This window comes from Streptomyces sp. NPDC002640, from assembly GCF_053592575.1.
In genome coordinates this window covers 360579-381432 of the sequence record NZ_JBSFVZ010000001.1, presented here as the reverse complement: position 1 = coordinate 381432, position 20854 = coordinate 360579, and the positions used below count along the sequence as shown (strand labels likewise).

General features: G+C 71.1%; 20 protein-coding genes and 1 tRNA gene. 7 read left to right on the top strand and 14 right to left on the bottom strand.

Annotated features, from left to right (window positions below):
- Nucleotides 1–48 precede the first annotated feature (48 nt).
- The 4 genes from ACWD3O_RS01730 to dnaK are packed head-to-tail and all read right to left on the bottom strand — an operon-like array spanning nt 49 to nt 4296.
- Nucleotides 49–498 (bottom strand): heat shock protein transcriptional repressor HspR, encoded by a 450-nt coding sequence (locus ACWD3O_RS01730; protein ID WP_451414527.1) that lies wholly within the window; start codon nt 496–498, stop codon nt 49–51.
- 4 nt (nt 499–502) lie between these two features.
- The gene (gene dnaJ / locus ACWD3O_RS01725) at nt 503–1696 is read right to left on the bottom strand and encodes a molecular chaperone DnaJ (RefSeq protein ID WP_451414526.1); all 1194 of its coding nucleotides are present in this window, start codon (nt 1694–1696) and stop codon (nt 503–505) included.
- A gap of 60 nt (nt 1697–1756) precedes the next feature.
- On the bottom strand, nt 1757–2455 hold the full coding sequence (gene grpE, locus ACWD3O_RS01720) for a nucleotide exchange factor GrpE (protein ID WP_451409624.1): 699 nt from the start codon (nt 2453–2455) through the stop codon (nt 1757–1759).
- On the bottom strand, nt 2452–4296 hold the full coding sequence (dnaK, locus tag ACWD3O_RS01715; protein WP_451414525.1) for a molecular chaperone DnaK: 1845 nt from the start codon (nt 4294–4296) through the stop codon (nt 2452–2454). Before dnaK ends, grpE begins: the two co-directional genes overlap by 4 nt.
- A gap of 380 nt (nt 4297–4676) precedes the next feature.
- Between dnaK and ACWD3O_RS01710 the strand changes: the two genes are divergently transcribed.
- From ACWD3O_RS01710 to ACWD3O_RS01685, 6 genes are all read left to right on the top strand, one after another.
- Nucleotides 4677–6959 carry a (Fe-S)-binding protein gene (locus tag ACWD3O_RS01710; protein ID WP_451409622.1) on the top strand — a complete coding sequence of 761 codons (2283 nt, stop codon included), beginning with the start codon at nt 4677–4679 and terminating at the stop codon, nt 6957–6959.
- Between the two features lie 204 nt (nt 6960–7163).
- Nucleotides 7164–8636, top strand: coding sequence for a VCBS repeat-containing protein (locus tag ACWD3O_RS01705; RefSeq protein ID WP_451414524.1), 1473 nt, complete (start codon nt 7164–7166; stop codon nt 8634–8636).
- Between the two features lie 324 nt (nt 8637–8960).
- On the top strand, nt 8961–10442 hold the full coding sequence (locus tag ACWD3O_RS01700; protein WP_451414523.1) for an FG-GAP repeat domain-containing protein: 1482 nt from the start codon (nt 8961–8963) through the stop codon (nt 10440–10442).
- 271 nt (nt 10443–10713) lie between these two features.
- A complete protein-coding gene (locus tag ACWD3O_RS01695; protein ID WP_451409619.1) occupies nt 10714–12213 on the top strand; it encodes an FG-GAP and VCBS repeat-containing protein in 1500 nt (499 codons plus the stop codon).
- Nucleotides 12214–12521: 308 nt separating this feature from the next.
- Entirely contained in the window at nt 12522–13973 is a 1452-nt protein-coding gene (locus ACWD3O_RS01690; RefSeq protein ID WP_451414522.1) for an FG-GAP repeat protein, read from the top strand.
- A 73-nt stretch (nt 13974–14046) separates the two neighbouring features.
- On the top strand, nt 14047–15084 hold the full coding sequence (locus ACWD3O_RS01685; protein WP_451414521.1) for a YIP1 family protein: 1038 nt from the start codon (nt 14047–14049) through the stop codon (nt 15082–15084).
- A 118-nt stretch (nt 15085–15202) separates the two neighbouring features.
- Here the strand turns inward: ACWD3O_RS01685 and ACWD3O_RS01680 are convergent, their stop codons facing one another.
- The 3 genes from ACWD3O_RS01680 to ACWD3O_RS01670 all read right to left on the bottom strand — a co-directional run bounded on the left by ACWD3O_RS01680 (nt 15203) and on the right by ACWD3O_RS01670 (nt 16629).
- Nucleotides 15203–15709, bottom strand: coding sequence for a phosphoribosyltransferase (locus ACWD3O_RS01680; protein ID WP_451409616.1), 507 nt, complete (start codon nt 15707–15709; stop codon nt 15203–15205).
- Nucleotides 15710–15734: 25 nt separating this feature from the next.
- Complete coding sequence (gene dcd, locus ACWD3O_RS01675; protein WP_451409615.1) at nt 15735–16310, bottom strand: dCTP deaminase; 576 nt, start codon at nt 16308–16310, stop codon at nt 15735–15737.
- A gap of 79 nt (nt 16311–16389) precedes the next feature.
- Complete coding sequence (locus tag ACWD3O_RS01670) at nt 16390–16629, bottom strand: hypothetical protein (RefSeq protein WP_451409788.1); 240 nt, start codon at nt 16627–16629, stop codon at nt 16390–16392.
- Nucleotides 16630–16946: 317 nt separating this feature from the next.
- Between ACWD3O_RS01670 and ACWD3O_RS01665 the strand changes: the two genes are divergently transcribed.
- Nucleotides 16947–17020: transfer RNA gene (locus tag ACWD3O_RS01665), tRNA-Gly, on the top strand.
- A 79-nt stretch (nt 17021–17099) separates the two neighbouring features.
- Here ACWD3O_RS01665 and ACWD3O_RS01660 read toward each other — a convergent pair.
- The 7 genes from ACWD3O_RS01660 to ACWD3O_RS01630 form a co-directional block, all read right to left on the bottom strand.
- Nucleotides 17100–18266 (bottom strand): tyrosine-type recombinase/integrase, encoded by a 1167-nt coding sequence (locus ACWD3O_RS01660; protein ID WP_451414520.1) that lies wholly within the window; start codon nt 18264–18266, stop codon nt 17100–17102.
- The gene (locus tag ACWD3O_RS01655) at nt 18266–18484 is read right to left on the bottom strand and encodes a helix-turn-helix domain-containing protein (protein ID WP_451414519.1); all 219 of its coding nucleotides are present in this window, start codon (nt 18482–18484) and stop codon (nt 18266–18268) included. Before ACWD3O_RS01655 ends, ACWD3O_RS01660 begins: the two co-directional genes overlap by 1 nt.
- Nucleotides 18478–19875, bottom strand: a complete 1398-nt coding sequence (repSA, locus tag ACWD3O_RS01650; protein WP_451414518.1) for a replication initiator protein RepSA — start codon at nt 19873–19875, stop codon at nt 18478–18480. Before repSA ends, ACWD3O_RS01655 begins: the two co-directional genes overlap by 7 nt.
- Before the next feature lie 89 nt (nt 19876–19964).
- A complete protein-coding gene (locus ACWD3O_RS01645) occupies nt 19965–20285 on the bottom strand; it encodes a SpdD-like protein (RefSeq protein WP_451414517.1) in 321 nt (106 codons plus the stop codon).
- A gap of 12 nt (nt 20286–20297) precedes the next feature.
- Nucleotides 20298–20453, bottom strand: coding sequence for a hypothetical protein (locus ACWD3O_RS01640; protein ID WP_451414516.1), 156 nt, complete (start codon nt 20451–20453; stop codon nt 20298–20300).
- Nucleotides 20454–20465: 12 nt separating this feature from the next.
- Nucleotides 20466–20657, bottom strand: coding sequence for a mobile element transfer protein (locus ACWD3O_RS01635; protein ID WP_451414515.1), 192 nt, complete (start codon nt 20655–20657; stop codon nt 20466–20468).
- Nucleotide 20658: 1 nt separating this feature from the next.
- The gene (locus ACWD3O_RS01630; RefSeq protein WP_451414514.1) at nt 20659–20853 is read right to left on the bottom strand and encodes a hypothetical protein; all 195 of its coding nucleotides are present in this window, start codon (nt 20851–20853) and stop codon (nt 20659–20661) included.
- Nucleotide 20854: the final 1 nt, after the last annotated feature.

Below are 20854 nucleotides of genomic sequence, written 5' to 3'. Positions count from 1 at the left end.
GGAGAACGTGACGTTCTCCCCGCCCCCGGGCGTCGGTGCGGGCGTCCCCTACGGCTCGCGCCGCGTCGGCGGGCGCCACACCACCAGCGCGCTGGTGCGGGCCGCCTCCTGGTACGGGACCAGGTCCCGCCGGTAGGAGGCGTGGACCGCCGCCTCCCGGGCCCGGATCGTCGCCGCCGCGCCCTCGACCGCGGACTGCAGCTCCGCGACGCGGGACTGGAGGGCGGCGACCTGGTTCTCCAGCTCGATGATCCGCTTGATCCCCGCCAGGTTGATGCCCTCGTCCTGCGACAGCTGCTGCACCTGGCGGAGCAGCTGGATGTCGCGGGCCGAGTAGCGCCGGCCGCGCCCGGCCGTGCGGTCCGGCGAGACCAGGCCGAGGCGGTCGTACTGACGCAGGGTCTGCGGGTGCAGGCCGGACAGCTGGGCCGCCACCGAGATGACGTAGACCGGGGTGTCCTCGGTCAGTTCGTACGGGTTGCGCCGACGGCCGTCCATCTCGTCATGCTCCCTTCGCGGCTTCGAACAGCTCCGCTCGCGGGTCCTCCCCCGCGGTCGCCTCGCGGTACGCCTCGAGTGCGTCCCGAGCCTTCCCCGACAGGTCCGTGGGAACACTCACCTCGACGGTGACCAGCAGGTCGCCGCGGGTGCCGTCCTTGCGGACCGCGCCCTTGCCCCGGGCGCGCATGGTGCGCCCGTTGGGCGTGCCGGGGGGCAGCTTCAGGGTGACCGGCGGTCCGCCCAGCGTGGGCACCCGCACCTCGCCGCCCAGGGCGGCCTCGGTGAAGGTCACCGGCACGGTCACCGTCAGGTTGTCGCCCTTGCGGCCGAAGACCGGGTGGTCGTCGACGTGGACGACCACGTACAGGTCGCCGGCCGGGCCGCCCCGCTCACCGGGCGCGCCCTTGCCGCGCAGCCGGATGCGCTGGCCGTCGCTCACCCCGGCGGGGATGCGGACCTGCATCGTGCGCGAGGACTTGGCCCGGCCGGAACCCTTGCAGATCTCGCAGGGGTTCTCGGCGATCAGGCCGCGGCCCTTGCAGTCCGGGCACGGGTCGGTCAGCGAGAAGCCGCCGCCCGAACCGCGGGCCACCTGGCCGGTGCCGACACAGGTCGGGCACACCCGCGGCGTGCCGTTCTTGTCGCCGGTCCCCGAACACGCCTTGCACGCCTGGGAGCTGGACATGCGCAGCGGCACCGTCGCGCCGTCCACCGCCTCGGTGAAGCTGAGCGTCACCTCGGACTCGATGTCCTGTCCGCGCCGCGGCTGGGTGCGGGCGCCGCCCGGGGCGCCGCCGCGGTTGCCGAAGAGGCCCCCGAAGACGTCGCCGAGGCCACCGCCGCCACCGAAGCCGCCACCACCGCCGCCGGCCCCGCCCTGGGCGCCCCCGAAGAGGTCGCCCAGGTCGAAGTTGAACGTTCCTCCGGCGGCGCCCGGTCCGGGCCGGAAGCCACCGTTGCCGAAGAGCGTGCGGGCCTCGTCGTACTCCTTGCGCCGCTTGGGGTCGCCGAGCACGTCGTTGGCCTCGGAGATCTCCTTGAAGCGCTCCTCGGCCGCCGTGTTGCCCTTGTTGGCGTCCGGGTGGAACTCGCGGGCGAGCTTCCGGTACGCCTTCTTGATCTCGGCCTCGGTGGCGTCCTTCGGGACGCCGAGAACCTTGTAGTAGTCCTTCTCGATGAAGTCCTTGGTACTCATCCCCGACGTCCCTCCTTCCGTCCGTCACCGGCGCGCGCGGGCCGCGCGCGCCGTCTCACGTCAGCCCTCGTCCGGGCCACCGTTCTCCTTGTCGTCCCCCGCGGCGGAGTCCTCGGACTTCTTGGCGTCCTCGGTCCCGGACGCGGCGGCCTCCTCGGCCTGACCCGCCTGGGCGCCCGGCTGGGGCTCGGCCACGGCCACCCGCGCGGGGCGGATGATCCGGTCGCCGATCTTGTACCCGGGCTGCAGAATGCCCACGCAGGTCGTCTCGGTGACGTCCGGCGCGTACGAGTGCATCAGCGCCTCGTGGATCGTCGGGTCGAAGGGCTCCCCCTCCTTGCCGAACTGCTGCAGGCCCATCTTGGCCGCGACCGTCTCCAGCGACTCGGCCACCGACTTGAAGCCGCCGACCAGTTCGCCGTGTTCACGGGCCCGACCGATGTCGTCGAGCACCGGCAGGAGATCGGTCAGGAGGTTCGCCACGGCGATCTCCCGGACCGCGATCCGGTCGCGCTCGACCCGGCGGCGGTAGTTCTGGAACTCCGCCTGGAGCCGCTGCAGGTCCGCCGTGCGCTCCTCGAGCGCCTTGCGGGCCTGGTCGAGCTGCGCCGTCAGGCCTGCGGACTGTGCCGCGTCCCCGGCCGGGGCCGCCGGCTCCTCCTTGGCGGAGGAGTCGGCGGCCTGCGGCTCGGCGTCTTCGGAACCGCTGCCGGAGGGGACGTCGGGCTTCTCGTCAAAACCCGGGGTCTCCTCCGTCACGCGGCACCGTCCTTGCGCTCGTCGTCGACGATCTCGGCGTCCACCACGTCGTCGTCGGCGGCCTTGGTGTCACCGTCGGTGGGAGCGCCACCGGCGGCCTGGGCGCCCTGGGCGTCGGCGTACAGGGCCTGGCCCAGCTTCTGGGAGACGGCCGCGACCTTCTCGGTGGCGGTGCGGATCTCCGCGATGTCCTCGCCCTTGAGCTTCTCCTTCAGCTCGGCGACCGCGCCCTCGACCTCGGTCTTCACGTCGCCCGGGACCTTGTCCTCGTTGTCCTTGAGGAACTTCTCGGTCTGGTAGACGAGCTGCTCGCCCTGGTTGCGGGTCTCGGCGGCCTCGCGGCGCTTGTGGTCCTCCTCCGCGTAGCGCTCGGCCTCCTCACGCATGCGGTCGACCTCGTCCTTCGGCAGCGAGGAGCCGCCGGTGACGGTCATCTTCTGCTCCTTGCCCGTGCCCAGGTCCTTCGCGGTCACGTGCATGATGCCGTTGGCGTCGATGTCGAAGGAGACCTCGATCTGCGGGACGCCGCGCGGGGCCGGCGGGAGGCCGGTCAGCTCGAACATGCCGAGCTTCTTGTTGTACGCCGCGATCTCGCGCTCGCCCTGGTAGACCTGGATCTGCACGGACGGCTGGTTGTCCTCGGCCGTCGTGAAGATCTCGGAGCGCTTGGTCGGGATCGTGGTGTTGCGCTCGATCAGCTTGGTCATGATGCCGCCCTTGGTCTCGATACCGAGGGACAGCGGGGTGACGTCCAGGAGCAGGACGTCCTTGACCTCGCCCTTGAGGACACCGGCCTGGAGCGAGGCGCCGATGGCGACGACCTCGTCCGGGTTGACGCCCTTGTTGGCCTCCTTGCCGCCGGTCAGCTCCTTGACGAGCTCGGCGACGGCGGGCATGCGGGTCGAACCGCCGACGAGGACGACGTGGTCGATCTCGCTGAGCTGGATGCCGGCGTCCTTGATGACGTTGTGGAACGGCACCTTGCAGCGCTCGAGCAGGTCCGCCGTCAGCTGCTGGAACTGGGCGCGGGTGAGCTTCTCGTCCAGGTGCAGCGGGCCCTCGGCGGAGGCCGTGATGTAGGGCAGGTTGATCGAGGTCTCGGTGGACGAGGACAGCTCGATCTTGGCCTTCTCGGCGGCCTCGCGCAGACGCTGCAGGGCCATCTTGTCCTTGGCCAGGTCCACGCCGTGGGCGTTCTGGAACTGCTTGACCAGGTAGTCGACGACGCGCTGGTCCCAGTCGTCACCACCGAGGTGGTTGTCGCCGTTGGTGGCCTTCACCTCGACGACGCCGTCGCCGATCTCCAGCAGCGAGACGTCGAAGGTGCCGCCACCGAGGTCGAAGACCAGGATGGTCTGGTCGTCCTTGTCGAGGCCGTACGCCAGGGCGGCCGCGGTGGGCTCGTTGACGATGCGCAGGACGTTCAGGCCCGCGATCTCGCCGGCCTCCTTCGTCGCCTGGCGCTCGGAGTCGTTGAAGTACGCCGGGACGGTGATGACCGCGTCGGTCACCTTCTCGCCCAGGTAGGCCTCCGCGTCCCGCTTCAGCTTCTGCAGGATGAACGCGGACATCTGCTGCGGGTTGAAGTCCTTGCCGTCCAGGTTGATCTTCCAGTCGGTGCCCATGTGGCGCTTGACCGACCGGATGGTCCTGTCGACGTTGGTGACGGCCTGGCGCTTGGCGACCTCGCCGACGAGCACCTCGCCGTTCTTGGCGAAGGCGACGACGGACGGCGTGGTCCTGGCGCCCTCGGCGTTGGTGATGACGGTGGGCTCACCGCCCTCCAGAACGCTGACGACCGAGTTGGTCGTACCCAGGTCGATGCCGACCGCACGTGCCATGGTGATCTTCCTCCAGCTGACTTGAGTGGAACAGGCTCAAGTGTGCCGCATCCCCACGACCGGAGGCAACAGACCTGAGCCGGTTGGGCTCAACTTTTTGCATGGCGCAGGTGAACGGCCCGTCCGGGCCGGTCCGGACGCGGGGCATCGGGAGGAAGTACGCGCGGGAAGTGCGCGGGGCCCGGTCGGGGCGGACGCCTCCCGCCCCTGCCCGGAGGGATACTGAGGTAACCCTCAGCGACGCAGATCACCGCTCCGGCGGCTGCGGGGCGGCGCAAGATATGGATACTCTCGAACGGACTGGATAAGTTACCGCTTAGTAATACCCGTACTGTCGCCAGTCGCTCAGTCGTAGACCTCGCAGGCCCGAGGAGCCTCCCATGCAACTCGCCGCGATCATCGTGTCGCTGGTCCTGGCCGTGGTCGGTGTCGCGCTGCTCGCGCGTGCCGTCGGTCAGTTCGTCCGGTACTTCAGGCTCGGTCAGCCCGTGCCCGCGGGTACCCGGACCGACAACCCCTACCAGCGCAGCGTGACGCTGGTGAAGGAGTTCCTCGGCCACACGCGGATGAACCGCTGGGGCATCGTCGGCATCGCCCACTGGTTCGTCGCCGTCGGCTTCTTCTCGCTGGTGCCCACCCTGATCACCGCCTTCGGCCAGCTCTTCAAGGCCGACTGGGCGATCCCCTTCATCGGGCACTGGACGCCGTTCGAGATGTTCGTCGAGTTCATCGGCACGATGACGACGCTCGGCATCCTCACCCTGATCGTGATCCGCCAGCTCTCCAAGGCGACCCGCCCCGGCCGCAAGTCCCGCTTCGCCGGGTCCAACGCCGGCCAGGCGTACTTCGTCGAGACGGTCATCCTGACCATCGGCGTCGCGATCATGGTGCTGCGCGGCCTCGAGGGCGCCCTGCTGGACATCCCGCACTACGAGCCGGCCTACTTCGCCTCGTACCCGCTGGTCCTGGCCTTCGACGGGCTGAGCGTCCCGACCCTGCAGAACCTGATCTACCTCTTCGCGATGATCAAGATCGGGACGTCCTTCGTCTGGATGATCGTCGTCTCGCTGCGGACGGACATGGGTGTCGCCTGGCACCGCTTCCTGGCCTTCCCCAACATCTGGTTCAAGCGCGAGGGCGACGGCTCCACCGCGCTGGGCGCCCTGCAGCCGATGACCTCCGGCGGCAAGGCGATCGACTTCGCCGACCCCGGCGAGGACGACGTCTTCGGCGTCTCCCAGGTCGAGCAGTTCTCCTGGAAGGGCCTGCTGGACTTCTCCACCTGCACCGAGTGCGGCCGCTGCCAGTCGCAGTGCCCCGCGTGGAACACCGGCAAGCCGCTCTCCCCGAAGCTGCTGATCATGTCGCTGCGCGACAACATGCACGCCAAGGCCCCCTACCTGCTGGCCGGCGGCGGCAAGACCATGGAGGGCGAGGAGAAGGGCACCGAGGAGCAGCTCAAGGACGTTCCCGCGGCCGCCCTCGCGGAGGCCGAGCGCCCGCTGATCGGGACGCTCGAGGAGAACGGCGTCATCGACCCGGACGTCCTGTGGTCCTGCACCACCTGCGGCGCCTGCGTCGAGCAGTGCCCGGTGGACATCGAGCACGTCGACCACATCGTCGACATGCGCCGCTACCAGGTGATGATCGAGTCGGCCTTCCCGTCCGAGGCGGGCACGATGCTCAAGAACCTGGAGAAGAAGGGCAACCCCTGGGGCCTGGCCAAGAAGCAGCGGCTGGAGTGGCTCAAGGAGGTCGAGTTCGAGGTCCCGGTCGTCGGCAAGGACATCGAGGACCTCACCGAGGTCGAGTACCTCTACTGGGTCGGCTGCGCCGGCGCCCTGGAGGACCGGGCCAAGAAGACCACCAAGGCCTTCGCCGAGCTGCTGCACATCGCGGGCGTCAAGTTCGCGATCATGGGCGGCGACGAGAAGTGCACCGGTGACTCCGCCCGCCGCCTCGGCAACGAGCCCCTGTTCCAGGAGCTCGGCATGGAGAACGTCATGGCGCTGAACATGGCGTTCGGCGAGGAGATGGACGACGACGGCAAGGTGACGGACGAGTCGCGGAAGCCGAGGTCGGCCAAGAAGATCGTCGCGACCTGCCCGCACTGCCTCAACACCATCGGCAACGAGTACCCGCAGCTCGGTGGCGACTACGAGGTCATCCACCACACCCAGCTGCTCCAGCACCTCATCGACGAGGGCAAGCTGATCCCGGTCACCCCGGTCGAGGGTCTGATCACCTACCACGACCCCTGCTACCTGGGCCGCCACAACAAGATCTACACGCCTCCGCGCGAGATCATCGCCAACGTCCCGGGCCTGCGGAACGAGGAGATGCACCGCCACAAGGAGCGCGGCTTCTGCTGCGGCGCCGGTGGCGCGCGGATGTGGATGGAGGAGCGGATCGGCAAGCGCATCAACAACGAGCGCGTCGACGAGGCCCTCGCCCTCAACCCGGACATCGTCTCCACCGCCTGCCCGTTCTGCCTGGTCATGCTGACCGACTCGGTCAACGGCAAGAAGAACGACGGCAAGGCGAAGGAGTCGATCCAGGTCGTGGACGTCGCCCAGCTCCTGCTGGAGTCCGTCAAGACCCCCGCCGACCCGGCGGGCGAGGCGGAGGCCGAGGACGCGCCGGAGCCGCAGCCGGTCCGGTAGCGGCACCCGCACCGGCCGGGGCCCGGCCGAGCATCACGCTCGGCCGGGCCCCGGCCGTTTCACCGAGTTCACTTCGATCTCAGTTTTCATACAACCATCTGTACGCATCGCGGGTCTTGATCGACGTCCGGACGATCGCGCCGGACGTCCTCTGCGCGGGACAGGCCCCTCGACGCGGCCTCCCGCCGGCCAGGGAGTACCCATATGCACCGTAGGACCCGCACCACCCTCGCGACTGTCGCCGCCGCCGCGGTGACCGGCGGGCTGCTCACCTTCGCCACCGCGACCACGGCCACCGCCGTCGACGGCACCGTGGCCACGCAGGCCGACTTCAACAACGACGGCGTCGGCGACGTCGCCACCTCGGCGGCCGGCGCGTACGTCGGCGGCAAGAAGGAGGCCGGCCAGGTCGTCGTCGCCTACGGCGGCGGCACCGGCCTCACCACCACCAAGCGCACCGTGGTCAGCCAGGACACCTCCGGCGTTCCCGGCGGCGCCGAGGCCGGGGACGCCTTCGGCGGCGAAACCGCCTACGCCGACTTCGACGGCGACGGCTACGACGACCTCGCGGTCGGCGCCTCCGGGGAGGACCTGGGCGACGACAAGGACGGCGGCATGGTCACCATCCTCTGGGGTTCCGCCTCCGGCATCACCGGCAAGGGCGCCGTCCAGGTCAACGACCCGGCCTCCTCCTCCCACGACCGGTGGGGCCGGACCCTCGCGGCCGGCGACTTCGACGGCGACGGCCGCCAGGACCTGGTCGTCGGCACCAGCAAGACCAAGCTGTACGTCCTCAAGGGCGGCATCTCCCGCTCGGGCACCTCCGGCAGCCGCCAGACCATCCAGGCCCCCGTCTGGACCGAGGGTCCGGCGTACAACATCACCGCGGGCGACGTCGACGGCAACGGCCTCACCGACCTGGTGGTCAACGGCTACACGCCGGAGCCCGAGGCCGACAACTACCACCGCAACCGCAACTACCTGCTGCTGGGCACCGGCTCGGGCCTCGACCAGTACAGCGCGCAGGAACTGCGTCCGGGCGTCATCACCGGCATCGGCGACATCAACAAGGACGGCTTCGGCGACATCGTCAGCGGCTTCGACCTCGACCCCGTCGAGAACGGTGTGTCCGAGCCGAACACCGCCAAGGGCGGCAAGGTGTGGATCACCTACGGCTCCGCGTACGGCGTGGGCACCGTCCAGGGCATCACCCAGGACACCTCCGGCGTCCCCGGCTCCGGCGAGACCAACGACATGTTCGGCTACGAGCTGGACCTCGGCGACGTCAACGGCGACACCTACCTCGACCTGGCGGTCGGCGTGGCCGGCGAGAACGTCGACGGCGTCACCGACACCGGCTCCGTCGTCGTCCTCTACGGCACCGCCTCCGGCATCACCGGCAGCGGCGCCCAGTACATCGACCAGAACACCGCGGGCGTCCCCGGCTCCAACGAGGCCTACGACTCCTTCGGCGTCGACGTGAAGCTGGACGACGTGACCGGCGACGGCCGCGCCGACCTGGTCGTCGGCAGCCTCGAGAACGACGGCAACGGCGGCATCGTCTACGTGCCGTCCACCAACGGCAAGATCAGCGGCACCGGCCGCTCGCTCTCGCCGACCGCGCTCGGCGTCTCCACCACCGGCTACCCCATGGTCGGCGCCAACTTCGCCGACTGACGCGGGACCGCTCCGCCACCCCGGGGCCGGGGCGCCACCACGGCGCCCCGGCCCCGCGTGTTTCCCCCCGGCCCGCGTGTTCGCCGACCCTTGTTCGCCGACGCTTGTTCGCCGACCCTTGTTCGCCGACGCTTGTTCGCCGACGCTTGTTCGCCGACCCTTGTTCGCCGATCCTTGTTTGCCGATCCTTTACCTCCCGTCCGCCACGCCCGCACAACCATTCCCGCACGTCACCGGTCTGATCAACGCCGGCCACCTTCGGCCGGCCTAGGTTTCCCGGGGACGCGCCACCGCGCCCTCCCCGCGTGACATGGGGGGACCCACGTGCACCAGAAGACCCGTACCGCCCTCGCCGTGGTGACCGCGGCCACGCTGACCGGCGGGCTGCTGAGCCTCACCGCCGCGTCGGCCGTCGCCGCGGACGCGACCGTCGTCGCGAAGGCCGACTTCAACAACGACAAGAAGGGCGACGTCGCCACCTCGGCCGCCGACGCCTACGTCAACGGGTACGCCTCCGCCGGCCAGGTGGTCGCCCTCTACGGCACCAGCACCGGCGTCAACTCCACCAAGCGCACCGTGATCAGCCAGGACACCGCCGGCGTCCCCGGCGCCGCCGAGGACGAGGACGCCTTCGGCGCCGAGATGGCCTACGGCGACTTCAACAGCGACGGCTACCACGACCTGGCCGTCGGCGCGCCGGGCGAGGACACCACCGCGGGCGAGGACGCCGGCTCGGTCACCGTCCTGTGGGGCACGTCCTCCGGCCTCACCGGCACGAGCGCGATCACCCTCAAGGACCCCGCCGCCGGCACCGAGCGGTACTGGGGCGGGACCATGGCCGCCGGTGACTTCGACGGCGACGGCCGGACCGACCTGGCCGTCGGCGCCGCCGACAGCGCCCTGCACGTCTTCAAGGGCGGCTTCACCAAGACCGGCGGCACCGGCGGCCACTACACCGTCGACGTGCCGCTGTACTGGGGCGCCTACAACCTCCACGCCGGTGACGTGAACAACGACCGGGCCACCGACCTGGTGGTGAACGGCGACCGCGTGCCCGCGCCCGACGAGCCGGACCCGACCGGGGACCACTACACGCCGGAGCAGAACATCCTGGTCCTCGGCAGCGCCTCCGGCCTGACCGCCGACGGCTACCAGCGCCTGGCCCCCGGCCTGATCACCGGCATCGGCGACATCAACGGGGACAAGTACGGCGACATCGTCAGCGGCATCAGCTGGGACGAAACCCTGGACGGCGTGCCGATCACGGGCGCCGCCAAGGGCGGCCAGGTCTGGGTCTCCTACGGCTCCGCGAACGGCATCGCCAGGACCAGCAACATCAACCAGGACACCGCGGGCGTCCCGGGCTCCTCGGAGACCGAGGACGGCTTCGGCGCCGACCTGGATCTCGGCAACGTCAACGGCGACGCCTACCTCGACCTGGTGGTCGGCGTGCCCGGCGAGGACGTGGACGGCCACGGCGACACCGGCAGCGTCGTCGTCCTCTACGGCACCGCCAACGGCATCACCGGCACCGGCGCGCAGTCCTTCCACCAGGGCTCCGCGGGCGTCCCCGGCAGCAACGAGACGTACGACTTCCTGGGCATCGACGTCAAGCTGGACGACGTCACCGGCGACGGCCGCGCGGACCTGATCGCCGGCTCCGACGAGAACGAGAACGGCGCGGTCCTCTACATGCCGGCGAGCGGCGGCAAGATCACCGCCACCGGCTCCCGCTCCCTCTCCCCGACCTCGGTCGGCGTCTCCACCACCGGCTACCCGAGCTTCGGCTGGACCTTCGCCGACTGACCGACCGACCGACTCACCGCGACACCGACGGACCGACTCACCGTCCGGCCTTCCGGCCGGACGGTCGACGGACCGCACCACCACCCCGGGGCCGGGGCGCCGTGAAGGCGCCCCGGCCCCGGCCGCGTGCCGATCCGTTACCGACGTGTCCGGGGATTCAGCACAACCATCCCCTCCGTTCACCCGTCTTGATCACTGCCGGCCGCACTCGGCCACTTCGTTCCCCGGGGACGCGCCACCCGCGCTCCCCGCGTGACCTGGGGGGATCCACGTGAACCACAGAACCCGCACCGCCCTGGCGACCGCCGCCGCGGCCGTGCTCACCGGCGGCCTGCTCACCGTGGCGACCGCCTCCACCGCGGTCGCCGCGGACGCGGCCACCGTCCTCAAGCCCGACTTCAACTGCGACAAGAAGGGCGACGTCGTCACCGGCGCCGCCTACGCGACCGTCGGCGGCGGGAAGGAGGCGGGCCAGATCGTCGCCCTCTACGGCACGAGCACCGGCGTCAACTCCACCAAGCGCACCGTGATCAGCCAGAACACCTCGGGCGTCCCGGGCTCCGCCGAGGCCGGCGACAACTTCGGTCTGGACACGGCCTACGGCGACTTCAACAAGGACGGCTGCGACGACCTCGCCGTCGGCGCCCCCGGCGAGGACGTCTCCGGCGACAAGGACGGGGGCTCGGTCACCATCCTGTGGGGCTCGGCCTCCGGCCTGACCGGCACCGGCTCCGTCACGGTCGCCGACCCGGCCTCTACCAAGCACGACCAGTGGGGAAGCACCCTCGCGGTCGGCGACTTCGACGGCGACGGCAAGGCCGACCTGGCGACCACCACCACCAAGACGCTGCTCTACGTCCACAAGGGCGGCATCACCAAGGCGGGCGCCACCGGCGGCTGGTACAGCGTGGTCACCCCGCTGTTCACCGGGGAGCCCGACCCGCTGAACGAGATACCGGACTACCCGCCGTACAACCTGCACGCCGGCGACGTCACCGGTGACGGCGCCACCGACCTCGTGGTCGACGGCCTCGAGTTCGACGAGTACGACGGCTACCCGCACAACTTCCTGTTCCTCGGCGGCAAGTCCGGCCTGCAGGCGGAGAGCTACCAGGAGCTCCGCCCCGGCATCGTCACCGCGATCGGCGACGTCGACCGGGACGGCTTCGGCGACATCGTCAGCGGCGCCCAGTGGGACGAGGCCGACGAGTTCGGCGAGGCCCCCTACGGCGCCCGCGGCGGCCAGGTCTGGATCACCTACGGCACCGGGACCGGCGTCAGCGACATCAAGTCCATCACCCAGGACACCTCCGGCGTGCCCGGCTCCTCGGAGACCGCGGACATGTTCGGCTACGAGCTTGACCTCGGCGACGTGAACAAGGACGGCTACCTCGACCTCGCGGTCGGCGTCCCCGGCGAGGACGTGGACGGCTACGAGGACGCCGGCAGCGTCGTCGTCCTCTACGGCTCCGCCAACGGCATCACCGGCGCCGGCGCCCAGTCCTTCCACCAGGGCTCGGCGAGCTTCCCCGGCGGCAACGAGCACGGCGACCAGCTCGGCATGGACGTGAAACTGGACGACGTCACCGGCGACGGCCGCGCCGACCTGGTGGCCGGCTCCTGGGAGAACGCGAACGGCTCGATCGTGTACCTGCCCGTGAACACCACCACCGGCAAGATCACCGCCACCGGCTCCCGCGCGATCTCCCCGAGCGCGGTCGGCGTCTCCACCGACGGCAACCCGGGCTTCGGCGTCAACTTCGCCGACTGATCCCCGCCGACTGATCTCCGCCGGCTGATCTCCGCCGACCGCGGTCGGCGGCCCGCGGGATCCTCACCCCCGGCCGGGGCGCGGCTTTCAGGCGCCCCGGCCGCGCCGTTCTCCGTAACCGGAGGCAACCGTTCGGCCGCCCCGGAGGTCTTGATCTCCGACAGACGTTCGACCCGTGCCGTGTGCCGACGCCCGTGCCGTGTGCCGACGCCCCGCGCCGTGCCGACGCCCGCGCCGCGTGCCGACGTCCGTCCTCCGGCGGCGGCCCACCGGCCGCGCCACCCCGTCCGCCGATACGAGGAGTGCTTTTGCGTCCCGGCAACCGAACCCGCACCACCCTGGCGACCCTCGCCTCGGTCGCCCTCACCGGCGGCCTCCTGACCTTCGCCACCGCACCCGCGACCGCCGCCGACGGCACGCGGGTGGCCAAGCCCGACTTCAACGGCGACGGCAAGGGGGACACCGCCTTCGGCGGCTTCCGCACGCACGTCGGCGGGAACGCCGAGGCCGGCCAGATCGTCGTGCTGTACGGCAGCAGCACCGGTGTGGCCGCCACCAGACGCACCGTGATCGCCCAGAACACCGCGGGCGTGCCCGGCACCCCGGAGCCCGGCGACACCTTCGGCGACGACCTCGCCCACGGCGACTTCGACGACGACGGCTACGACGACCTCGCCGTCTCCGCCCCCAAGGAGGACGTCGGCGACCGCGCCGACGCCGGATCCGTCACCGTCCTCTGGGGTTCCGCCGCCGGCCTCTCCGGGCAGAGCGCGGTGAACGTCGACGACCCCGTCGGCGGGAACGGGTGGGGCTCCTCGCTCGCGGCCGGCGACTTCGACGGCGACGGCCGGGACGACCTGCTGGTCCTCGACCGGGACCAGTCCCTGCAGGTCTTCGAGGGCATCACCAAGGCCGGCACGCACAGCACCCGCCACGCGCTGCGCACGCCGGCCGACTACTACCCCTCGGACCTGACCGCCGGCGACGTGAACGGCGACGGCGCCACCGACCTGGTCACCTCCGGAACCCAGCTCGGCGAGAACGACGGCCTCACCAACCGCCTGTACACCGGCGGCCCGGACGGCCTGTCCTCGCTGCCGGTGCAGAAGCTGCGCCCGGGCCACGTCAGCGCCATCGGCGACATCGACCGTGACGGCTTCGGCGACGTCGTCTCCGGCGCCTACCACGCCACCACCGGCTCCGACGGCACCCCGTGGCCGTACACCGCGACCGGCGGCCAGGTGTGGATCGGCTACGGCTCCGCCACGGGCGTCGGCAGGATCGCCGCGGTCTCCCAGGACACCGCCGGCGTCCCCGGCGCCTCGGAGGAGAGCGACTGCTTCGGGTGGGACGTGGACCTGGGCGACGTCAACAAGGACGGTTACCTCGACCTGGCGGTCGGGACGATCCAGGAGACCGTGGGCGACGCCTACCGGGCCGGCAGCGTCGTGGTGCTCTACGGCTCCGCGAAGGGCATCACGGGCACCGGCGCCCAGGCGATCCACCAGGACACCGCCGGCGTCCCCGGCGCCAACGAGGACCACGACCAGTTCGGCCGGGACGTGAAGCTGGACGACGTCACCGGCGACGGCCGGGCGGACCTGCTGGTCGGCACCTTCGAGAACGCCAACGGCAGTGTCGTCCAGCTGCCCTCCTCGGGCTCGAAGATCACCGGCACCGGGTCGCGGTCGATCTCCCCGACCTCCGTCGGCGTCTCCACGGCGGGCAACCCGCAGTTCGGCGAGACCTTCGCCGACTGATCGCCCTCACCCTGAGGTGGGCAGCCCGGCCGGCGGCCCGCCTCAGGGTTTCCCCTGACTCCCCCCTTACGGGATGTCACATCTCGGCAGCAAAGCGCTCCCCCGCCCCCTCGTCCGCGCACGTCCGGCCGGAACACCAGGTACGTTCGAAGACGTGGCTGGATTCAGGATCGGACGCGGCGGGCGGGACGACCGCGCCCCGCAGGGACAGCAGGCGTACGGACAGCAGCCGTACGGACGGCCGGGACCGCCGGCCGGGCCGCCCTCGTACGGGTACCCGCCCCAGGGCGCCCAGCGGCCGCCGTACGGCGGCGGCTACGGCGCGCCCGGAGGTGACGGGCCCGAGTACTTCGACGACGGGGCGTACCCGCACCACCCGGGGCACCCGCAGGGGCACCCGCAGGGCCCGGCCCACGGGCACCCGCAGGGCCACGGGAGCCACGGGCGGCCGCACCGCCCCGACCCGTACGCGGCGAACAACCCGGGTCACACCCAGGCGTTCTCCGTCCACCCCGACGCGGATCCCTACGCCGGGCAGTACGGCGAGGAGGCCCCCTCGGGCCCGATCGGCCCGCCGCTGCACTGGAAGGACCTGCTGAAGGGCATCGTCCTCTCCCCGAACCAGACCTTCCTGCGGATGCGCGACTACCGCATGTGGGGTCCGGCGCTCACCGTCGCCTTCGTCTACGGCCTGCTCGCCGTCTTCGGCTTCGACGGCGCCCGCGAGGACGCGATCGACGCCACCCTCAGCACGGCGATCCCGATCGTGCTGGCGACCGGCCTGGCGATGACGCTGAGCTCCTTCATCCTCGGCGTGGTCACCCACACCGTCGCCCGCCAGCTCGGCGGCAACGGCGCCTGGCAGCCGACGGTCGGCCTGTCCATGCTGATCATGTGCATCTCGGACGCGCCGCGTCTGCTGGTCGCCATGTTCATGGGCGGCGACGCCCCCCTGGTGCAGGTCCTCGGCTGGCTGACCTGGCTGGCCTGCGGGGCGCTCCTCACCCTGATGGTGACCCGCTCGCACGAGCTCGCCTGGCCCAAGGCGCTCGGAGCCTCCGCGATCCAGCTGATCGCGCTGCTCTCGATCGTCAAGCTCGGCACCTTCTGACGCCGCCCTCCGGCCGCGCACGCACGAGGCCCCCGACCGCGTTCCGCACGCGGCCGGGGGCCTCTTCCGTGTGTCCGGGTCCGGGCGCCCCGACGGGCCGTGCCCAGGCGCGGGCCCGTCAGGAGTCGAGCACCTGCCCGGGCCGGCTGACCACCGGCTTCTCGACGCTCCACGGGAAGTTGATCCAGTCGTCCGTGCGCTTCCACACGTACTCGCACTTCACCAGCGAGTGGGACTTCTCGTAGATCACCGCGCTGCGCACCTCGGCGACCGTGTCCAGGCAGAAGTCGCGGACCAGCTTGAGCGTCTTGCCGGTGTCGGCGACGTCGTCGGTGATCAGCACCTTCTTGTCGGAGAAGTCGATCAGGTTGGGCACCGGCGCCAGCATGACCGGCATCTCCAGGGTGGTGCCCACGCCGGTGTAGAACTCGACGTTCACCAGGTGGAGGTTCTTGCAGTCCAGCGCGTAGGCGAGGCCGCCCGCGACGAAGACGCCGCCGCGCGCGATGGACAGCACGATGTCCGGCCGGTACCCGTCGTCGGCGATCGTCTGCGCCAGTTCCCGTACCGCGACCCCGAAGCCCTCGTAGGTCAGGTTCTCCCGCACGTCCGTCACGTCGGCCATGGTGTTGTCTGTGTCCTTCACTCGCTCAGATCTGGGTGCGGTGGAAGTTGAGGAACGACCGCGACGGCGTCGGGCCCCGCTGCCCCTGGTACCGCGAGCCGTACCGCTCGCTGCCGTACGGGTACTCGGCGGGGGAGCTCAGCCGGAACATGCACAGCTGGCCGATCTTCATCCCCGGCCACAGCTTGATCGGCAGCGTGGCGAGGTTGGACAGCTCCAGCGTGACGTGGCCGGAAAAACCGGGGTCGATGAAGCCCGCGGTCGAGTGGGTGACCAGGCCGAGGCGGCCCAGCGAGCTCTTGCCCTCCAGCCGGGAGGCGATGTCGTCCGGCAGGCCCACCACCTCGTAGGTGGAGGCCAGCACGAACTCGCCCGGGTGGAGGATGAACGGCTCGTCCTGCTCCGGCTCCACCAGCCGGGTCAGCTCCGGCTGCTCGACGGCGGGGTCGATGTGCGGGTACCGGTGGTTCTCGAAGACCCGGAAGAAGCGGTCCAGCCTGACGTCGATACTCGACGGCTGCACCATGGCGGGCTCGAACGGGTCGATCGTCACCCGGCCCTTGTCGATCTCGGCACGGATGTCCTGGTCTGAGAGAAGCACGCTGCAAGAGTACGCGGGGGCCGTCCGGCTCGCCCGGACGGCCCCCGCGGGACGCCTTGCCTGCTGTTCCGCTCGCCGCCTACTGCTGCTGCAGCACCCCGGCCGTCACCGGAACGGCCGCGGGCCCGACCCCGGACCCGACCGCGGGCACGGACACCGCAACCGGCACCGACACGGCCACCGGAACCGCACTGCGCAGCCGCGCACAGCGCGGACACCGCAGCAGCCGGCCAGGACCGAGACGCTCGGCCTGCTGCATCGGGAACGAAGCGGCGGTGAACACGTGCCCCTCGGCACAACGGACGACGGTGCGCTCCATCAAGTCGTTCAGATCCCTTCCCCAAGAGCCGCGCCGGACAGGAAGACCCGACGAGGAAGCACCACATTACGGGATCAAAGGGACGGCCCTCCACGCGGCACTCCGACCCGCACCGGACCGCCCAGGACCCCCGCACCGACCCCGCGGACCCTCGACGCGCGGCCCACCGTACGCCCCAACTCCGCTGCCCCGCATACCGGTCCGCACACCTGTGAGACACGTCGCGGGAGGAACGCCGCGGGGCCCCGCGCATCAGCACGCGGAGCCCCGGATGAGGTACAGTATGGACGCCGACACCGGTACGAACCGGTGTCCAGGCGGGTGTAGTTTAATGGTAGAACATCAGCTTCCCAAGCTGAGAGCGCGAGTTCGATTCTCGTCACCCGCTCCATGACAAACCCCCAGGTCATCGACCCGGGGGTTCTTTGTTGTCCAGACCAGTGAGCGGGTGCCGCACCACAACCGCACCATTAGCCCGCCGACGGATCCTCCTCGTGGTGCGCAAGGTCGTCGGTGTGGTGCTTCGCACGTTCGGCGCGCACGAGGTCGTCGAGCCCTGCGGCGACCTCCCGTTGCCGGTCCTCGTCGGAGTGCTGATAGATCAGCGCCGCCTTGTCCGAGGACTGGCCGGCGCGCACCATCGTGTCCCGGAGGGTGGCGCCCGAGCGGGTCGACAGGGTGTGTCCGGTGTGGCGGAGGTCGTAGAAGCGGAAGCCGTCCGGGAGACCAGCGACCTCACGGGCCCGCCGCCACTTCCGTCCGAAGCTCGTACGCCGGAAGGCCGCACCCTTCTCGCCCACGAAGACCAACCCGTCCGGGCCCTTCTCGGCGAACCAGTCGAGGTGCCGCCTCACCTCCTTCCGGAGGAAGGGCGGAAGGACGACCACCCGAGCGCCCGCCTCGGACTTGGTCGGCCCCGGAGCCCGCTTGCCGTTGGTCCGCTCCGGCTCGGCGATCCGCACCCGGATCACGAGATCGTCGACATCGACGTCCCGGCGGCGGAGGCCGGCCAGCTCCTCCGGCCGCATCGGACCGTAGGCGCCGAGGTAGACCATGAGCCGCCAGCGGATGCCGATCGCGTCGGCGAGCGCGTCGACCTGGGCGACGGTGGCGATACGCCGTTCCGCCGCCGACTCCTTGCCCGCGCCCTTGATGCGACATGGGTTGCGGGTGATCAGGTCGTCGTCGACGGCCGTCTCGAGGATGCCCTTGAGGAGGCGGTACGCCTTGGCGACGGTGGTCTTCGCGTTGGTGGCGCGGAGCCGTTCGGCCCGCCACTCGCGCACGCGCGGAGCCGTGATCTCGTCCAGGTCGAGCCCGCCGAACGCCGGGAGGATGTACAGGCGGAGCAGATGCCGGTACAGATCCTCCGTCCGGACGGCCAGCTCCCGCTCCTCGACCCACTTCTCGGCGTAGACACCGAAGTTGACGGCTCCGGCGTCGGGGGCGCGCCAGTCCCCGCGGCTGAGGTCCGCCTCGACCTGGGACAGCCAGATCTCGGCGTCCTTCTTGGTCTCGAAGGGCTCGTCCGCCCGGATCCGCTCACCATCGGGCCCGAGGTACGAAGCCGTCCATCGTCCGGACCGGTACTGCCGCACCGCACCGAACCGCCGGCGTCTGCCCTTCGTGTTGGCCATCAGGCAGCCCTCCGCAGACCGGCGCGGCGGAGCCTCACCGGTTCCACGGTATGAGCGTCGAGATAGTCACGAACGGCGCTCTCGGCGATGCGGACGTGTCGTCCGACCTTCACGTACCGGATGCGCCGCTCCTCGACGAGCCGTCGCGCGAAGCGGACGCCCGTGCCGAGGCGTTCGGCGACCTGGTCCACGGTGAGGAGTCGGTCCACGGTCACCACTCCCCCTCGGCCCCGACTCGGTCGCGCAGTGCTTCGCGGGCGGTCTCACGGTTGAGCCAGATGCCCCGGGCGATGGTGGCGGCGAGGACGGACTCACCTGGGCTGTGCCCGTGGCCGGCGTACTGCCAATCCGCCAGGACGAGGACGGTGTCCGGCTCTCGGTCGTCCAGGCAGAGGGCCCCGGTGTCCTGTGCTGCGCGGTAGTCGGCGCGCGCCTGGCGGAGAGCCCCGAGGGTGGTGGAGTAGTGGCGGGACTTCGAGGAGAAGTGACCGCGGAAGCCGAGCATGTGCGCCCAGGCCCACAGGCGCCGGTCCGGGTACAGGCCGTCCAGGTCGCGGCACGCGGTGATGAGCCGGCGGGTGTGGTCCGGGACCCGGTGACGGTCGAGTTCGGATAGCTCCCCGATGCGGCGATCGAGGGTGCCGGTGTTCTCCGCGGCCTTGGTGGAGTACTTGGCGATGTACGAGGCGACGGCCTGTTCGGTGATGTCCGCACCGTCCCCGAACACCTTCACCGGCCGGACGTCGAGTTGCCTGCCCCAGCGGAACGACCGGAGCGGTTGGTCACCGGCAGCCGGTACCGAGACGGACGTGTAGGAGTGCGCCGCGGCCGCGCGGATCGCGTCGGCGAGGAGACCTGTCGTGGCCCATGCGGGCGGCGGTGTTCCGGGGCCCTGCGGCCCGTCGAGCCGGATCACCGCGTGGAAGTGCAGGGCACCGCGCTTCTGGAACTCGGCGACCTTGCCGTAGGAGAGGCGGACGTGATCGGCGAGTTCCCGGCGGGGCAGGCCTGCACGGGCGGCCAGTTCGCGGCGGAGCCGGGTGGTGAAGCGCTGCCAGAGCTGTCCGGCGTGGTTATTAAACAGCACCGCGCCCGCGTAGTCGTACGTCTCCGGGTCGAGGGCGGTGCCCAGCTCCGGCGCGTCGGGAGCGTGGCAGGTGCCGCAGCGGCAGACGCCGTGATCGGGCCGGTTGTGGACCGGGCCGAACGAGGGCGCGGTGAGCGTGGCGAAGACGCGCGGGTGGTCCCGGACGGTGGTGGGGATGTCGCGGCGGTCGTCACCGGCGAGGCCCGCGCGGATGAGGTGGTAGGTGTCGCCCGCGTAGGTCCGGGCGCAGGACGGGCAGCGGGAGGCGCGGCGGTTGCCGCAGGCGAGGCGGAGGCGTCCGCCGGGTTCGTCTGCGGTGGTGTAGCGGTGCAGGGTCTCGCCGGTGGTCTTGTCCTTGTGGTGGGTCCAGCCGGTGAGGTGGACGGGGTCGGAGCAGCCGCCGGTGCGGCGGATCTGTTCTTCCCACCGGGTGTAGTCGTCGGCCGAGGCGACCCGCAGCAAATCGCCCAGGACGACCGGGTCGAGGAGAGGCTCCGGCGCGAGTGAGGCGCGATGCGCCATGCTGGGTGCTTCCTTCCGGTTGAGAGATCGGACAGGTACGGCTCCCGGGCGGCGGATGCTTGGCGGTATCGAGGCCGCCCGGGAGCCGGTCAGCGACGCCTGGAGTCGGCGTTGACGAGCGAGCGGACCACCAGGGCGCAGACGGCGACCGAGGCGCCCGTGACGGCGACCGCGAGGAGCACGGAGACCAGGACGGCACCGACGACCAGGACGACGGCCGTGCCGCCGCCGACGAGCGCGAGCGCGGTGCCGGGAGTGAGCTGGACGGTGGGCCGGGACGGAACCGGGGCCGGGGCTCCGGGGGCCGGCGGAGTCGGCGTTTGCGGGGTGATCGTGGGCGGCTCGACGACGTCGGGCGGGGTGACCTGGCCGGTGGGCTGGGGCATGGTTGGGAGCTTGGGTCGGAACATGGGCGAATCTCCTTACTTGACGGCGGTGTCGATGGCCGGGGCAAGCACGCTGTCGGCGAGGAGGAAGCCGCCGAGGAGGAGCACGGCGACGAGCCACCACGGCGGGCGGATGAGCTTGACGCCGAGCCAGCCGACGACGATCAGGGCGAGCCAGAGCGGGACGTCCATGGCGGTGGCCTCCTAGCGGATGCGGCAGCGGTGGGTGCGGGCGGCGAGTTGGGCGGCGGACCGGATGGCGTAGTCGGCGGACCAGCCGCAGCCGTCGTTGCCGCACACGGCGGCGTGCTTGGTGGTGCCGTTGCGGTCGCGGTGGGTGCCGATCTGCACCGGGCCGATCCGCAGCAGGGAGTGGAAGAAGTCGCGGGCGGGCATGTCAGTCGGTCTCCGTTCGGGTCGGGTCCGGGGCGGGGAAGGCGGCGCGGATACCGGCCGCGGTGGCCGGGTCGGGGGTGAGGCGGGCGGCCTCCTCGGCGAGCAGGTGGGCGAGGAAGGGCCGGTTGGCGGCGGTCATCTCCCGGGCGGCGTCGAGGTGGTCGGCGGCGGTCAGGCCGGCCGGGTCGAGGGGCACG

Bases quoted from the DNA above. Each gene is read 5' to 3' on its own strand.
- ACWD3O_RS01660 (WP_451414520.1), bottom strand. From the start codon at position 18,266: ATGGCCAACACGAAGGGCAGACGCCGGCGGTTCGGTGCGGTGCGGCAG.
- dnaK (WP_451414525.1), bottom strand. From the start codon at position 4,296: ATGGCACGTGCGGTCGGCATCGACCTGGGTACGACCAACTCGGTCGTC.
- ACWD3O_RS01645 (WP_451414517.1), bottom strand. From the start codon at position 20,285: ATGTTCCGACCCAAGCTCCCAACCATGCCCCAGCCCACCGGCCAGGTC.
- ACWD3O_RS01705 (WP_451414524.1), top strand. From the start codon at position 7,164: ATGCACCGTAGGACCCGCACCACCCTCGCGACTGTCGCCGCCGCCGCG.
- ACWD3O_RS01710 (WP_451409622.1), top strand. From the start codon at position 4,677: ATGCAACTCGCCGCGATCATCGTGTCGCTGGTCCTGGCCGTGGTCGGT.
- repSA (WP_451414518.1), bottom strand. From the start codon at position 19,875: ATGGCGCATCGCGCCTCACTCGCGCCGGAGCCTCTCCTCGACCCGGTC.
- ACWD3O_RS01640 (WP_451414516.1), bottom strand. From the start codon at position 20,453: ATGGACGTCCCGCTCTGGCTCGCCCTGATCGTCGTCGGCTGGCTCGGC.
- ACWD3O_RS01635 (WP_451414515.1), bottom strand. From the start codon at position 20,657: ATGCCCGCCCGCGACTTCTTCCACTCCCTGCTGCGGATCGGCCCGGTG.
- ACWD3O_RS01680 (WP_451409616.1), bottom strand. From the start codon at position 15,709: ATGGCCGACGTGACGGACGTGCGGGAGAACCTGACCTACGAGGGCTTC.
- dnaJ (WP_451414526.1), bottom strand. From the start codon at position 1,696: ATGAGTACCAAGGACTTCATCGAGAAGGACTACTACAAGGTTCTCGGC.
- ACWD3O_RS01685 (WP_451414521.1), top strand. From the start codon at position 14,047: ATGTCACATCTCGGCAGCAAAGCGCTCCCCCGCCCCCTCGTCCGCGCA.
- ACWD3O_RS01670 (WP_451409788.1), bottom strand. From the start codon at position 16,629: ATGGAGCGCACCGTCGTCCGTTGTGCCGAGGGGCACGTGTTCACCGCC.
- ACWD3O_RS01730 (WP_451414527.1), bottom strand. From the start codon at position 498: ATGGACGGCCGTCGGCGCAACCCGTACGAACTGACCGAGGACACCCCG.